Source organism: Streptomyces sp. JL2001 (genome assembly GCF_050917515.1).
Lineage (GTDB): Bacteria > Actinomycetota > Actinomycetes > Streptomycetales > Streptomycetaceae > Streptomyces.
In genome coordinates, this window is the sequence record NZ_CP169421.1 from 2712433 (window position 1) to 2725289 (window position 12857).

17 protein-coding genes and 1 pseudogene are annotated in these 12857 nt (G+C 71.8%); 7 read left to right on the forward strand and 11 right to left on the reverse strand.

Going from position 1 to position 12857, the window contains the following annotated elements:
* The first annotated feature begins 17 nt into the window (after positions 1 to 17).
* Together ACE1OA_RS11735 and ACE1OA_RS11740 are read left to right on the forward strand one after the other, a co-directional pair.
* On the forward strand, positions 18 to 974 hold the full coding sequence (locus ACE1OA_RS11735; protein ID WP_384875270.1) for an amino acid ABC transporter permease: 957 nt from the start codon (positions 18 to 20) through the stop codon (positions 972 to 974).
* The gene (locus ACE1OA_RS11740; protein ID WP_356608215.1) at positions 971 to 1732 is read left to right on the forward strand and encodes an amino acid ABC transporter ATP-binding protein; all 762 of its coding nucleotides are present in this window, start codon (positions 971 to 973) and stop codon (positions 1730 to 1732) included. The genes ACE1OA_RS11735 and ACE1OA_RS11740 overlap by 4 nt, the downstream gene beginning before the upstream one ends.
* Positions 1733 to 1799: 67 nt before the next feature.
* Here ACE1OA_RS11740 and ACE1OA_RS11745 read toward each other — a convergent pair whose 3' ends face one another.
* Positions 1800 to 2564 carry a class I SAM-dependent methyltransferase gene (locus ACE1OA_RS11745; protein WP_432752752.1) on the reverse strand — a complete coding sequence of 255 codons (765 nt, stop codon included), beginning with the start codon at positions 2562 to 2564 and terminating at the stop codon, positions 1800 to 1802.
* Between the two features lie 94 nt (positions 2565 to 2658).
* Between ACE1OA_RS11745 and ACE1OA_RS11750 the strand changes: the two genes are divergently transcribed.
* Positions 2659 to 3315 (forward strand): CGNR zinc finger domain-containing protein, encoded by a 657-nt coding sequence (locus ACE1OA_RS11750; protein ID WP_356608211.1) that lies wholly within the window; start codon positions 2659 to 2661, stop codon positions 3313 to 3315.
* A 32-nt stretch (positions 3316 to 3347) separates the two neighbouring features.
* On the opposite strand, the pseudogene sodX reads toward ACE1OA_RS11750, so the two are convergent.
* A pseudogene (gene sodX, locus ACE1OA_RS11755) lies at positions 3348 to 3797 on the reverse strand (nickel-type superoxide dismutase maturation protease); the annotation flags it as partial.
* On the opposite strand from sodX, the gene sodN reads away from it, so the two are divergent.
* Entirely contained in the window at positions 3796 to 4191 is a 396-nt protein-coding gene (gene sodN / locus ACE1OA_RS11760; protein WP_137993403.1) for a superoxide dismutase, Ni, read from the forward strand. The pseudogene sodX and the gene sodN overlap by 2 nt on opposite strands.
* A gap of 157 nt (positions 4192 to 4348) precedes the next feature.
* Here sodN and ACE1OA_RS11765 read toward each other — a convergent pair whose 3' ends face one another.
* The 4 genes from ACE1OA_RS11765 to ACE1OA_RS11780 are packed head-to-tail and all read right to left on the reverse strand — an operon-like array spanning position 4349 to position 6313.
* Entirely contained in the window at positions 4349 to 4723 is a 375-nt protein-coding gene (locus ACE1OA_RS11765) for a hypothetical protein (protein ID WP_356608209.1), read from the reverse strand.
* Positions 4720 to 5190, reverse strand: coding sequence for a GNAT family N-acetyltransferase (locus tag ACE1OA_RS11770; RefSeq protein WP_356778813.1), 471 nt, complete (start codon positions 5188 to 5190; stop codon positions 4720 to 4722). The genes ACE1OA_RS11765 and ACE1OA_RS11770 overlap by 4 nt, the downstream gene beginning before the upstream one ends.
* On the reverse strand, positions 5187 to 5360 hold the full coding sequence (locus ACE1OA_RS11775) for a hypothetical protein (protein WP_432752753.1): 174 nt from the start codon (positions 5358 to 5360) through the stop codon (positions 5187 to 5189). Before ACE1OA_RS11775 ends, ACE1OA_RS11770 begins: the two co-directional genes overlap by 4 nt.
* On the reverse strand, positions 5357 to 6313 hold the full coding sequence (locus ACE1OA_RS11780) for a LysR substrate-binding domain-containing protein (RefSeq protein ID WP_384875259.1): 957 nt from the start codon (positions 6311 to 6313) through the stop codon (positions 5357 to 5359). Before ACE1OA_RS11780 ends, ACE1OA_RS11775 begins: the two co-directional genes overlap by 4 nt.
* 187 nt (positions 6314 to 6500) lie before the next feature.
* Between ACE1OA_RS11780 and snpA the strand changes: the two genes are divergently transcribed.
* Together snpA and ACE1OA_RS11790 are read left to right on the forward strand one after the other, a co-directional pair.
* Positions 6501 to 7148, forward strand: coding sequence for a snapalysin (gene snpA, locus ACE1OA_RS11785; protein WP_356608203.1), 648 nt, complete (start codon positions 6501 to 6503; stop codon positions 7146 to 7148).
* Between the two features lie 284 nt (positions 7149 to 7432).
* Positions 7433 to 7891: a group II truncated hemoglobin gene (locus ACE1OA_RS11790; RefSeq protein ID WP_356608201.1), complete on the forward strand. Its 459-nt coding sequence runs from the start codon at positions 7433 to 7435 to the stop codon at positions 7889 to 7891.
* Between the two features lie 79 nt (positions 7892 to 7970).
* On the opposite strand, the gene ACE1OA_RS11795 is transcribed toward ACE1OA_RS11790, so the two are convergent.
* Genes ACE1OA_RS11795 through ACE1OA_RS11805 form a run of 3 tightly spaced genes read right to left on the reverse strand, consistent with a single transcriptional unit; the run spans position 7971 to position 9368 of the window.
* The gene (locus ACE1OA_RS11795; protein ID WP_432752754.1) at positions 7971 to 8390 is read right to left on the reverse strand and encodes a DUF6304 family protein; all 420 of its coding nucleotides are present in this window, start codon (positions 8388 to 8390) and stop codon (positions 7971 to 7973) included.
* 42 nt (positions 8391 to 8432) lie between these two features.
* A complete protein-coding gene (locus ACE1OA_RS11800; protein WP_356778816.1) occupies positions 8433 to 8759 on the reverse strand; it encodes a hypothetical protein in 327 nt (108 codons plus the stop codon).
* 27 nt (positions 8760 to 8786) lie between these two features.
* Positions 8787 to 9368: a dihydrofolate reductase family protein gene (locus ACE1OA_RS11805; RefSeq protein WP_356608195.1), complete on the reverse strand. Its 582-nt coding sequence runs from the start codon at positions 9366 to 9368 to the stop codon at positions 8787 to 8789.
* A 124-nt stretch (positions 9369 to 9492) separates the two neighbouring features.
* On the opposite strand from ACE1OA_RS11805, the gene ACE1OA_RS11810 reads away from it, so the two are divergent.
* Positions 9493 to 10068 carry a TetR/AcrR family transcriptional regulator gene (locus ACE1OA_RS11810; protein ID WP_356608193.1) on the forward strand — a complete coding sequence of 192 codons (576 nt, stop codon included), beginning with the start codon at positions 9493 to 9495 and terminating at the stop codon, positions 10066 to 10068.
* Positions 10069 to 10072: 4 nt separating this feature from the next.
* Here ACE1OA_RS11810 and ACE1OA_RS11815 read toward each other — a convergent pair whose 3' ends face one another.
* Together ACE1OA_RS11815 and ACE1OA_RS11820 are read right to left on the reverse strand one after the other, a co-directional pair.
* Positions 10073 to 11119 carry a family 2 encapsulin nanocompartment cargo protein polyprenyl transferase gene (locus tag ACE1OA_RS11815; protein WP_356608191.1) on the reverse strand — a complete coding sequence of 349 codons (1047 nt, stop codon included), beginning with the start codon at positions 11117 to 11119 and terminating at the stop codon, positions 10073 to 10075.
* Between the two features lie 146 nt (positions 11120 to 11265).
* Complete coding sequence (locus tag ACE1OA_RS11820) at positions 11266 to 12681, reverse strand: family 2B encapsulin nanocompartment shell protein (protein ID WP_384875247.1); 1416 nt, start codon at positions 12679 to 12681, stop codon at positions 11266 to 11268.
* Between the last annotated feature and the right edge of the window lie 176 nt (positions 12682 to 12857).

Consider the following 12857-nt stretch of genomic DNA (forward strand, 5'->3'; position numbering starts at 1 on the left):
ACTGAAGGGCAGTCGTTGTGACTGACAAGTTCGACAAAGACGAGGTCGACAAGGTTCCCGCCGGGGCGTCCCCCGCCCCGGCGGAGATCCCGCCGGAGGCCATCAAGGCCATTCCGGTCCGCCACTACGGTCGCTGGGTCGCCGGCGTCGTCGTGGTGGCCCTGCTGGTGCTGCTCGGTGTCGCGTTCTCCCAGGGCGATGTCCGCTGGGCGACCGTTCCCGAGAAGCTGTTCGACCCCAGCATCCTCGAAGGCCTGGGGAACACGATCCTGATCAGCGTCGCCTCGATGGCGCTGGGTCTGGTGCTCGGCGTGGTCTTCGCCGTCATGCGCCTGTCCAAGAACCCGGTGACGAGCACCGTCGCCTGGCTCTACATCTGGGTCTTCCGCGGCACCCCGGTCTACGTGCAGCTGCTGATCTGGTTCAACCTCGCCCTGATCTTCCCGATCTTCAACATCGGGTTCTACAAGGACGAGATGACCGATGTCATGACCCCCTTCCTGGCCGCCCTCCTGGGTCTCGGCCTCAACGAGGGCGCGTACATGGCGGAGATCGTCCGGGCCGGCATCCAGTCGGTCGACGAGGGGCAGACGGAGGCGTCGCACGCGCTGGGCATGAGCCAGGCGAAGACGATGCGGCGCATCGTGCTCCCCCAGTCGATGCGGGTGATCATCCCGCCGACGGGCAACGAGTTCATCAACATGCTGAAGACCTCGTCCCTGGTCGTGGCGGTGCAGTACCCCGACCTGCTGCGGGCCGCTCAGGACATCGCCTCGACCTCGTTCGCGGTGATGGAGATGTTCTTCGTCGCCTCGATCTGGTACCTGATCCTGACCTCGGTGTTCAGCGTCGGCCAGTTCTACCTGGAGAGGCACTACGCCCGCGGGTCGCTGCGCTCCCTGCCGCCCACCCCGTGGCAGAAGATCAAGGCGAACCTCTCCCGATTCTCCAACCGTGAGGCGGTGACCCGATGACCGCCATGGTGAAGGCCGAGGGCGTCCACAAGTCCTACGGCGCCGCGCACATCCTCAAGGGCATCGACCTCGAGGTGAACAACGGCGAGGTGTTCTGCCTGATCGGCCCGTCCGGTTCCGGCAAGTCGACCTTCCTCCGGTGCATCAACCACCTGGAGAAGATCAACGCCGGCCGGCTGTACGTCGACGGCGAGCTGGTGGGCTACCGCCAGAAGGGCGACAAGCTCTACGAGCTGAAGGACAGCGAGGTCGCCGCCCAGCGCCGCGACATCGGCATGGTCTTCCAGCGCTTCAACCTGTTCCCGCACATGACGGCCCTGGCCAATGTCATGGAGGCGCCGATCCAGGTGAAGGGCGAGTCCAAGGCCGTGGCCCGCGAGCGCGCCGAGCGGCTGCTCGACCGGGTCGGCCTGGCCGACAAGGCGGGGAACTACCCCTCGCAGCTCTCCGGCGGCCAGCAGCAGCGCGTCGCCATCGCCCGTGCTCTGGCGATGGAACCGAAGCTGATGCTCTTCGACGAGCCGACCTCGGCGCTCGACCCGGAGCTGGTGGGTGACGTCCTCGACGTCATGCGCGACCTCGCGGAGTCCGGCATGACGATGGTCGTCGTCACCCACGAGATGGGCTTCGCCCGCGAGGTGGGCGACTCGCTGGTGTTCATGGACGGCGGCGTCGTGGTCGAGTCCGGCCACCCGCGTGAGGTCCTGGGCAACCCGCAGCACGACCGGACGAAGGCGTTCCTGTCCAAGGTGCTGTAGGACGCGCGACGGCATGACACGGAGGGGCGGTACGGGCATCCCGTACCGCCCCTCCGTCCGCGTCGGGCTACTTCACCGCCAGGACCAGCGTGTCCGACGGCGACGCCCACACCGGGCGGGCCTCGGCGAAGCCCGCCGCGCGCAGGATCTCGGCGTGGCGGCGCGACGAGGGCATGTCGCCGTCCGCGTGCTCGCCGTAGATCTCGAAGCGCCGGGCGGTGGGCTCGGCGAGCACGGGGTCGGCGGCGGCCACCGCCCACCAGTCCGCCCAGTCCAGCGCCCCGTCCGTCCGGGCCCGGTCCATGGCGGCGTGGCGGTGGGCGCGCTCGGCCGCGTTGATGCGGGGGGTGGTCTCGTCGATCATGTGGTCGGCGTTCATGAAGACCCCGCCGTCGCGCACCAGCCCGGCCAGCTGCCCGTAGAGGGCGGTGAGGGGCTCGGTGTGGAGCCAGTGCAGGGCGGTGGCGGTGAGCACGGCGTCGTACGAGTCGTGCGGCAGACCGTCCATCCAGCGCGGGTCCTTCAGGTCGGCGGTCACGAAGGTCACGCGCTCGTCGCCGGCGAAGTAGCCCTCGGCGATGGCGAGCAGCGCGGGGTCGAGGTCGACGCCGACGCTCGTCGCCCCCGGGAACCTCCGGAGCAGCCGATCCGTGATACTCCCTGTACCGCACGCCAGGTCCAGGACGCGGGGCTCCGGCCCCACCACGGCCTCGACCATGTCGAGCATCACGCGGAACCGGTCCTCGCGGTCCGGCATGTACCACTCCTGCTGGCGGTCCCAGCTCCGCTGCCAGGCCGTCCAGTCGGTTCCGGTGGTCGCCGCGTCCGTCATCGCCGTACCTCGCCCTCGTCGTAATACCCTTAGAGGGGAAACAGCTGTTACCCCTCCCGGACCCGACCCTAGACTGCCAGCGTAAGGACTACAAGTGGAACTGGCCCATTACTCTGACTACGCCGTGCGTCTGGTCAACACGGAGGAGCCCGCCCGCAACAAGGACTCCCTGACCTCGGTCGAGGTGATCCGCGAGCTCTTCGGCGCCGCGTCCCAGATGGCCCGGCGGGCCACCGACGCCGACATCACGCGCTTCCGCTCGGTACGCGCCCGGCTGAGGGCCGTCTTCACCGCGGCAGACGAGGGCGAACACACCCAGGCCGTGGACCTGCTGAACTCCCTGCTGCTGGAGTTCCCGGTCAGCCCGCAGATCTCCGGCCACGACTACCTGGACGAGGAGGGGCGCCCGCGCTGGCACATGCATCTCGCCGACCACCCCTCGAACGCGACCGCGGGCTACGCGGCGATCGCCGCGATGGGACTCGCCTTCCACCTCACGGAGTTCGGCGCCGACCGGCTCGGCCTGTGCCAGGCGCCGCCCTGCCGCAACGCCTATCTGGACACCTCCACCAACCGCTCCCGCCGCTACTGCTCGGACCGCTGCGCGACCCGCGCCAACGTGGCCGCCTACCGGGCCCGCAAGCGCCTGGAGGCCGAGCGGACCGAGGACGCCGCGCCGGACGAGCGGCGGGACCCGACCGGACGGACGGACGAGAAGAGCCAGGACAGCAGCACGGCCGGCGAGCGCTGACGCCCCGGCGTGACGGGGCGGTAGCGCAGGCGCACCCGCCCGAGCACCAGCTCGGCGGGCACCGCCCCGAAGACCCGGCTGTCGCCCTCGGTGTCCCGGTTGTCGCCGAGCACCCACCAGGCGGGGCCCTGTCGCTCGACGAGCCGCTTCACGATGAGCAGGTCCTGCTGCAGGGGATGACGCAGCACGGCGACGTCCCCCGGCCGCACCCGTGCCCCGTAGTGGACCAGCAGCCGGTCACCGTGCAGCAGCGTGGGCACCATGGACACCCCCGTCACCTCGGCGATGCCGAACAGGGCGCCGGATCCGCGCCCCGCTTCCCGCCCCGACTCTGCCATCCGGTACCTCCCGGTCCGATCGTCCACGAGTCCCATGGTGACCCTGGACTTTTGTCCTAAGCCCCAGGGGGCGCTCGCGAAATCAGGCTTCTCACGGAGTAATGTCCCACCTGAGAAGACGATCACGAGGAAGGACAGCTGCATGCTCTCCCGCCTGTTTGCCCCCAAGGTGAAGGTCAGCGCCCACTGCGACCTCCCCTGCGGTGTCTACGACCCGGCCCAGGCCCGGATCGAGGCCGAGTCGGTCAAGGCCGTCCAGGAGAAGTACCAGGCCAACGAGGACGCGCACTTCCGCGCCCGCGCCACGGTCATCAAGGAGCAGCGCGCGGAGCTCGCCAAGCACCACATCTCCGTGCTGTGGAGCGACTACTTCAAGCCCCCGCACTTCGAGAAGTACCCCGAGCTGCACCAGCTCATCAACGACACCCTGAAGGCCCTCTCGGCCGCCAAGGCGTCGACGGACCCGAAGACGGGCGAGAAGGCTCTCGAGCTCATCGCCGAGGTCGACCGCATCTTCTGGGAGACCAAGAAGGCCTGACCTCCGGCCGGGCCGTCCGACCCGCACCCACGCGGGTCGAACCGCCCACCTGTCCGCACCCGGTCCGCAGGCCGCCGCACACGGCGGCCTCGACGGCCCGGGTGCGGTCTTCTTTCTGCGCCGAGGCGGGTGGCCCGGGCAGGTGGAGCCGCGCCCGTCAGTCCTCGAACGGTTCGTCGCTCCAGCGGAACCAGGCCTGGTCGCCGTCGACGTGCAGCAGGAACTCGGCCACCGGGCCCGACGGGGACTCCAGCGTCACGGCGGCCCGTACGGCGTCGTAGGCCGCTTCCCAGGCGTCGACCTGCTCGTCGGAGGCCTCCTCCATGACCGGGCCGAGGAGCTCGATCTCGCGGGCGAAGAGGTGCTTCACCGCCGCGAAGCCGGGGCCGGGGGCGAACGTGCCGGAGAGCCAGGGGAAGTCGGCCTCCTCGACGGTTATCCCGCCCACCGGGGTGCCCTCGCGGTCCCTCACCCGCCACACTCCGCCGGTCGCCGCGGAGGCGTCGGACAGGGACTCCCCGGACGCGGTCACGGCGACTCCCCGACGGGGAGGAAGTAGCGGAGCTTCTCCTTGGAGGCGGCGCCCAGGCGGTCGTAGAAGCGGATCGCGCCCTCGTTCCAGACCGGGGTCTGCCACTGGATCTCGCTCAGCCCGAGCGTGCGGGCCTCCTCGCGCAGGGCGGCCACGAAGAGCGGGCCGAGGCCCAGGCCGCGGTGGTCGGCCGAGAGGTAGAGGCAGTCCATGTGGAGGTACTCGGCGGCGTCCCAGGTGGAGAGTTCCGGGGAACAGGTCGCGTAGCCCGCGAGGGTCCCGTCGGGGAGTTCGGCCACCAGGCAGCGCAGGCGGGCGGGTTCGGGCCCGAACAGCAGCCGCGCGAGCCGGTCCGCGAGCCCCGGCGCCGGAGGCGCGGACTTCTCGTACGCGGCGTGCTCCGCCGCCAGTCCGGCCACCCGGTCCAGATCGGCGGGAAGGGCGTGGCGGACGTGTGCGGCGCTCAACGGGTCGCTCCCGCGCCCGTGTCCGCCGCCGGGGTCCGGAGCCGTGTGGCGGCCTTCCCGGTGCCCTCCCGGCCGTGTCCGGAACGCAGCGCCGGTCGCCGTGCGCCGGGCGGGACGTTCCGGGCGGGGCCTCGTGCCGTCAGGGTGGCCTCGGCCACGGGATCCGTCATGCCGTCATCATGCACGGCCCCACCGACATCCCGTGCCGCCGCAGCCACTCGCGGTACGGTGCCGCCCGCAGCGCGGCCTCCTGGTAGGCCGCCGCGAGGTCCGCGAACAGCGGATCCAGCGGGGCCCCGGCCCGGGCGTACAGCAGCAGGCGCACGCCCAGGGGGTCGTCCCGCAGGGGGCGGATCGCCATGTCCTCGCGGGGGCCGGAGGTGGGCTGACAGGGTGTCACCGCTTCGCCGAGCACGACCAGGGCGGCGGCCGTGTGGTAGTCCCCGTGCAGCAGCGGGGGGTCGATTCCGGCCTCGCCCAGGACCCGCCGCAGTCCGTCCCACTCGCCGTCCACGGTCGGATCGACCATCCAGCGGTCCTCGGCGAGCTCGGCCAGCTCCACGACGGACCGGCGCGCGGCCGGATGGTCCCGGGCCAGGGAGATGAACTGCGGCTCCCGCTCGACCAGGACCCGCTCCTGCAGGCCGTGGGGGACGCGGAGCGGGCAGCCCTCGACCTCGTGGACGAAGGCCACGTCCAGCTGGCCGGCGGCGACCGATCGCAGCAGGGCGTTGGCGGAGACGTCCATGTGGAGCGCGATGTCGGTGCCGGGCCGGTTGTGGCGGAGCCGGCGCAGCCAGCCCGGCAGTGCCCGGCTCGCGGTCGAACCGACCCGCAGGCGCGGGCCGTCGCCGCCCGCCGCCGCGGCCCTGGTCTCGGTGATCAGCACGGCCATCTGGTCGACCAGGGGCCGGGCCCTGCTGAGGACCGCACGGCCGAGCGGGGTGGGCCGGCAGCCGGTGCGGCCGCGCGAGAACAGTTCGGCACCCAGGGCGTTCTCGATCCGGCGCAGCTGCGTCGTCACCGAGGGCTGGGTCATGCCCAGCTGGCGTGCCGCCTTGTGCAGGCTGCCCGTGTCCGCGATGGCGCAGAGTACGCGCAGATGTCTGACCTCCAGGTCCATACGTCGAGCGTAGGACGGCGCCCTGAGTCGCACCAGACACCCATGTCACATCAATTCCCCGCCATTCGAAGGGAGTTGGGCATCCGTTTTTCTGGCGGTGATGTGTTCGGACTATCCCCTGCTGCCATCATCCGCTGACCCCCGGGCTCCCTCCAGACTCTCCCCAACCCCACAGGAGGAGCCCCCCATGACCCACCCCAAGGTCCTCTCGACCACCCTGGCCGCCACCCTCGGCCTCGGACTCGCCATCGCCCTCGGAGCCGCCCCCACCGCCTCCGCCGTCTCCGCCGCCCCGTCGTCCGGCTACACGGCCTACGCCGGCTCGCAGCAGGAGGCGAAGGCGAACAAGGCGTTCTACGAGGCCGTCATGAAGTCCGTGGCCGAGAAGCGGGCCGCCAACCCGGGCGCGCTCGCCGTCACCGTCGTGTACAGCGCCTCCAACGCCCCGTCGTTCCGCACGCAGATCTCGCGGAGCGCCCAGATATGGAACAGCTCGGTCGTCAACGTGCGGCTGGTCGAGGGCAGCAACCCCGACTTCCGCTACTACGAGGGCAACGACTCCCGCGGCTCGTACGCCAGCACCGACGGCCACGGGAACGGCTACATCTTCCTCGACTACCGGCAGAACCAGCAGTACAACTCCACCCGCGTCACCGCGCACGAGACCGGTCACGTCCTCGGCCTGCCCGACCACTACAGCGGTCCGTGCAGCGAGCTGATGTCCGGCGGCGGTCCGGGCACGTCCTGCACCAACGCCCAGCCCAACTCCCAGGAACGCTCCCGGGTGGACCAGCTGTGGCGCAACGGGATCGCCTCGGCCTTCAAGGTCTCCTGATCCCCGGACCCGTTCCGTCGAGGGCCACCGGCAGCCGCTGCCGGTGGCCCTCGGCCGTGGGAGCGGGCGTCCCGGTGGGCGCGCGGCGGCCGGCGGCTCCCGCGGGAGCGGCGGCCGCCGTCGGCCGGCGGAGAACGCGCCGAGGGCGAACATCCTTGGAGCGGAGCCCCGTTGCGTGAATCCTGGGTCGTGGAGCGCCCCGGCCGGGGCGCGTCCCACCGGGGCGGACGGCCCCGGCGCGCCTCGCCGCGCGCACCCGCACCCGAGGATCACGGAGGCGCACGATGACCGCCCAGCCAGAGAAGTCCCTGTACGAGGCGGTGGGCGGCGCCGACGCCCTGCGCCGGCTCTCCGACACCTTCTACGAGGCGGTGCTCGCCGACCCGGTCCTCGCCCCGGTCTTCGCCGACTTCACCCCCACGCACGTGCAGCACGTCGCCGTCTGGCTCGCGGAGGTCTTCTCCGGGCCCGCGGACTTCACGGCACGCCTCGGCGGTCACCAGGCGCTGCTCCGCGCCCACCTCGGGCTCGCCATCACCGAGGAGCAGCGCCTGCGCTGGATGGAGCTGATGACGGCGGCGGTGGAGAAGGAGCTGCCGGACGACGCACTGCTGCGCCGCCGGGTCGTGGAGTACTTCGACTGGGGCACCCGGATCGCCAAGGACGTGTCGGCCTCGGCGCCGGGTACGGATCTGGGCGAGCCGGGTCCGACCCCGCGCTGGGGGTGGGACGGCCTGGCCTGACGGGCCGCCGCGCGTCCCGCCCCGTGGCCGGGGCGGGGCGGACACGCCGACGTGGCCGGGGCCGCGGCGCGCCCGCTTCTCAGGCGGCCTGCAGGAGGCGGCGGGTGAAGGTGGCCCCGGACGGCAGTTGTCGCCGGAGCCGGTCGAGCGCCTCGTCGAAGTCGCCCCCGGCGATGCCGGATTCGTAGGCGGTGCCGCCGTAGTGGAGGGTCAGGCTCAGGTCGGCGCGCTCACCGAGCGTCAGCAGACAGCCGAGGGTGGCCTGTTCCGTCGCGCCGTCCGCGACGACGGGGAGCGGCAGGTCCCACTCCAGTACACATCCCGTGAGGGCTTCGGCGCCATCGCCGGCGGCGCGCAGGGCGTCGAAGGACGCGCCCGCGTACTCGATTCCCCTGATGCGGGTGGACACCCGCGTGCCGTCCGCCGTGATGACGATCGCTTCCGCGCCGCTGCGGTCCCGGTACCAGCCGGTCCAGACTTCCGTCGACTCCGATGACATGCGCGGACTGTAGCGGTATGACCGGCTCCGCCGCGCGGCCGGTCACCCCGTGGCCGGACTTCTCCCGGTCTCGCCGTTGTTGCCGGTCACGTGCGGGGTCGTGGCTTCCGCCCCCTCCGGTTCGACGCCGTGCGGCACCGCCGCGCCGGCGCTGTCGACGGAGGGGGGCGCCGTGGCCTCCTCAGGGGCGTCCGGCTCCCCTTCGAAGAGGCGGCAGTCGCGGTTCCGGCACGGCTGCGTCTCCCAGATCGGCACCCAGACCCCCAGCGCCTTGTGCCGCCTGGCCGTCGTGCCGACGGGGCGGCCGCAGGCCGGACATGACTGCTCGGCCCGGGGGTCGTGGGTGGTGCGACGTGCTTCGCTGCCCATACCTTCCAGGGTAGGGCGCGCCCCCTGTCACCGCTTCCTGGTGTACGTGCGGACGAGGACGCCGTTGTCGAAGGTGCGCACCTCGCCCAGCTCGAAGTCGCGGGGCTCGAAGTCGGCGCCGAACATCGGCATGCCGGAGCCGTAGACCTGCGGGTAGGTCTTGATGACCAGCTCGTCGATCTCGTCGACGAGCGCGCCGGCGATGGTGGAGCCGCCGCAGAGCCAGATGCCGAGGGGGCCGTCCTCGGCCTTGAGGGCGCGGATCCGGCCGACCAGGTCGTCGGCGATCAGCTCGACGTTCGGATCGGGCGACTCGGCCAGGGACCTGGTCGCGACGAACTCCCTCAGGTGGGCGAACGGGCTGGTGACACCGACGTCCAGGGCGATCCGGTAGGACCGCATCCCCTGGACTACGGTGTCGAAGTGCCGGTGGGGGGCGTCGACGCCGAGCGCCTCGCGCAGGTGGGACGGGGTCGTCTCCGGGTACTCGGCCCCCATCCACTCCAGGTACGCGGGGGTCGTGAACGCGTACAGGGAGGCGGCATCGCCCTCGGGGTCACCGATGAAGCCGTCGATGGTGCAGGCGATGTAGTACGTGAGCTTGCGCAAACCGGACCTCTTCACTCTTCGGACGTGGCCGCGATCGCAACCACGACAGATATAGTGCTTCATCTGTAGTGGTTACGCAAGCCCTATCGTCGACGAGCACGAGAAATCACGGATGGAGCCCCAAGTGGCGAGAAACCCAGAGCGCCGCGCGGCACTGCTCGACGCGGCGATCGAGGTGATGGCGGACGAAGGCGCCCGCGGTCTGACCTTCCGGGCGGTCGACGCCCGGGCGGGCGTCCCGACGGGCACCTCGTCCAACTACTTCACCGACCGGGACCAGCTGCTCTCCCAGGTCGGGGAGCGGATCTTCGTCCGCCTGACCCCCGAGGCGGGCGCCCTGGACACGGCCATGCTCCCCGAGCCGAGCCGGGAGCTGGTGGTGGAGCTCATGCGCTGGCTCGCCCGGCGGATGGCCGCCGAGCGCAGCTGCTACCTGGGGCTCTTCGAGCTCCGGCTGGAGGCCACCCGGCGCCCCGAGCTGCGCGCCCGGCTCACCGAGGTGCTGCGCGGGGACCTCGACGAGAACATCCGCCTGCACCTCGCCGCCGGGATGCCCGGCGACGAGGACACGGTCCTGCTGCTCTACTTCGCCCTCACCGGCCTGCTGGTGGACCACTTCACCGTGCCGGGCCTCCACGACGCACGGGAACTGGACACCCTGATCGAGACCGTGGTGAACCGCATCGTGCCGGCGGCCTGACGCCTCAGCGGCTGCGGCGGGTCACGAACTCCGCGAGGGCCAGCAGGTCGCCCGCGGCCGTGAGGTCCGGTACCGCGAGGGAGAGCTGGTGGACGGCCCGGGCCATCCGATCGGCCGCCTCGGCCTGCGCCCAGTCACGGCCGCCCGCCCGCTCGACGGCCCCCGCCGCGGCACGCACCGCGAACGCGTCGAGCGTCGGCCGGGCGTACAGCGCGGCCAGCTCCTCCCCCGCCGGCGTGCCCGACGCCAGCGCCGCCACCACCGGCAGCGACTTCTTGTGCGCGGCGAGATCGGCACCGGCCGGCTTGCCGGTGCGGTCCGGATCGCCCCAGATCCCGATCAGGTCGTCGATCAGCTGGAACGCGAGCCCGGCCTCGCGGCCGAAGGCGTCCATGGCCGCGACCTCCTCGGGCCCCGCGCCCGCGTAGAGCGCGCCCATCGCGCAGGCGCAGCCCAGCAGCGCGCCCGTCTTCGCGGTGGCCATCGCGAGGCACTCCTCCAGGGAGACCTCGCTCGGGGCACGCTGCTCGAAGGCGCAGTCCGCCTGCTGCCCGGCACAGATCTCGATCACGCAGGCGGCGAGCCGGGCCGAGGCCGCGGCGGACGCCGGGTGCCGGCCCTCCTCGGCGAGGAGCCGCAGGGCGAGCGCGAGCATGGCGTCGCCCGCGAGGAGGGCGTCCGGGACGCCGAAGACGGTCCAGGCCGTGGGACGGTGCCGCCGGGTCGGGTCCTCGTCGAGGATGTCGTCGTGCAGCAACGTGAAGTTGTGCACGAGCTCCACCGCGGCGGCGGCCCGCGCCGCGGGGGCCGGTTCGGCGCCGAGCGCCCGCGCCGCGGCGAGCACCAGGGCCGGCCGGATGGCCTTGCCGGCGGCCCCGGCGGCGGGCGAGCCGTCGGCGTGCTCCCAGCCGAAGTGGTACATCGCCACCGCGCGCATGGAGCCCGGCAGGGACTGCACGGTCGAGCGCAGGTGCGGGTCGACGACGGTGCGGGTCTGGTCGAGGAGTGCCACGGCGCCCTGGCCGTCGGTCGCGACACCCGCGCTGGTCATGGTCACGGTCACCTCGGTCTCTTCCACCCCGAGCGGGCGCGTCGCGTGCCTCGACGGTCGCGCGCCCCCTCGGGTCGCTCGCTCTGTCACGGCGGAGCCGGTCGCGACGGGGGCCGGATCGGAGCCCCCGTCGCCGGCCCGCCGGTTCAGCGCCAGCGACTGACCTCCACGTTCTCCAGTACGCCCAGGGCGTCCGGGACGAGCACGGCCGCCGAGTAGTAGGCCGTGACGAGGTAGGAGATGATCGCCTGCTCGTCGATGCCCATGAAGCGCACGGACAGGCTCGGCTCGATCTCGTCCGGGATACCGGTCTGGTGCAGGCCGATCACGCCCTGGTCGGACTCACCGGTACGCATGCAGATGATCGAGGTGGTCCGGGCGTCGGAGACGGGGATCTTGTTGCACGGGAAGATCGGCACCCCGCGCCAGGTGGGGATCCGGTTGCCGTTGACCTCGATGGACTCGGGGACGAGACCGCGCTTGTTGCACTCTCGCCCGAAGGCGGCGATGGCACGCGGGTGGGCGAGGAACATCTTCGAGCCGCGGCGGCGGGACAGCAGCTCGTCCATGTCGTCCGGGCTGGGCACGCCGTCGTGCGGCTGCAGCCGCTGGCCGTAGTCGCAGTTGGCCAGCAGGCCGAAGTCGCGGTTGTTGATCAGCTCGTGCTCCTGGCGCTCGCGCAGCGCCTCGACCGTGAGCCGCAACTGCTGCTCGGTCTGGTTCATCGGCTGGTTGTAGAGATCGGCGACCCGGCTGTGCACCTTCAGCACCGTCTGGGCGACCGACAGTTCGTACTCGCGGGGCGAGGCGTCGTAGTCGACGTAGGTGTGCGGGACGACCGCCTCGCCGACGTGGCCGGCCGAGAGGTCGATCTCGGCCTCGCCGTACTTGTTGGTGCGCTGGTGGGGCAGGGCGGCCACGCCCGCGAGGTGGGTGGCGAGCGATCCGGCGCGCTCGGCGAGGTTGCGCACGTCGTCGCGGGTGAGTTCGAGGACCGTGCAGGCGGTGGCCGCGCGAGCGGTCCACGCCCACGTGGCGTCCGGGTCCGTGAGCGCGTCGTCGCCGAAGTACGCCCCGTCGGCGAGGACTCCGAGGATCGCCTCGTCGCCGTACGGGCCCTCGCCCAGCTGCTCGACCTTGCCGTGGGCCAGGAGGTACACGCGGTCGGCGCCCTCGCCCGCCGTGGTGATCACCTCGCCCTGCGCGAACTCGCGCTGCCGGCAGCGCTGGGCCAGCTCGGTGAGCGCCTCCTCGTCCTCGTACCCGCGCAGGGCCGGGAGTTCGCCGAGTTCGGCGGGGATGACCGCGACGCGCTCGCCGGTCTGCACGAACGTGACGCGGCCGTCCCCCACGCTGTAGCTGAGCCTCCGGTTCACCCGGTAGGTACCGCCCTGCACCTGCACCCACGGCATCATCCGCAGCAGCCACCGGGAGGTGATCTCCTGCATCTGCGGGGCCGACTTGGTGGTGGTCGCCAGGTTCCGCGCGGCGGCGGTACCGAGACTCTGCTGCGGGCCTGCCTGATCCGCACGGACCTCGTCGCCAACCGAACCAACGGACATGGAACTCCCTCTCGATATGACTGAACAGCGAGAGGAAGCCTTTCAGCACGGAGAGTGCCCGCGCCATTACACAAATGAGTGGGAGTGGATCTCGTCCGGCTGGGCATGTCGCGCGCTTCCACTCGAACAGCCCAGCCGACCCCGTCACCTGGCGCAATGGCCTGATCGGCTCGCAC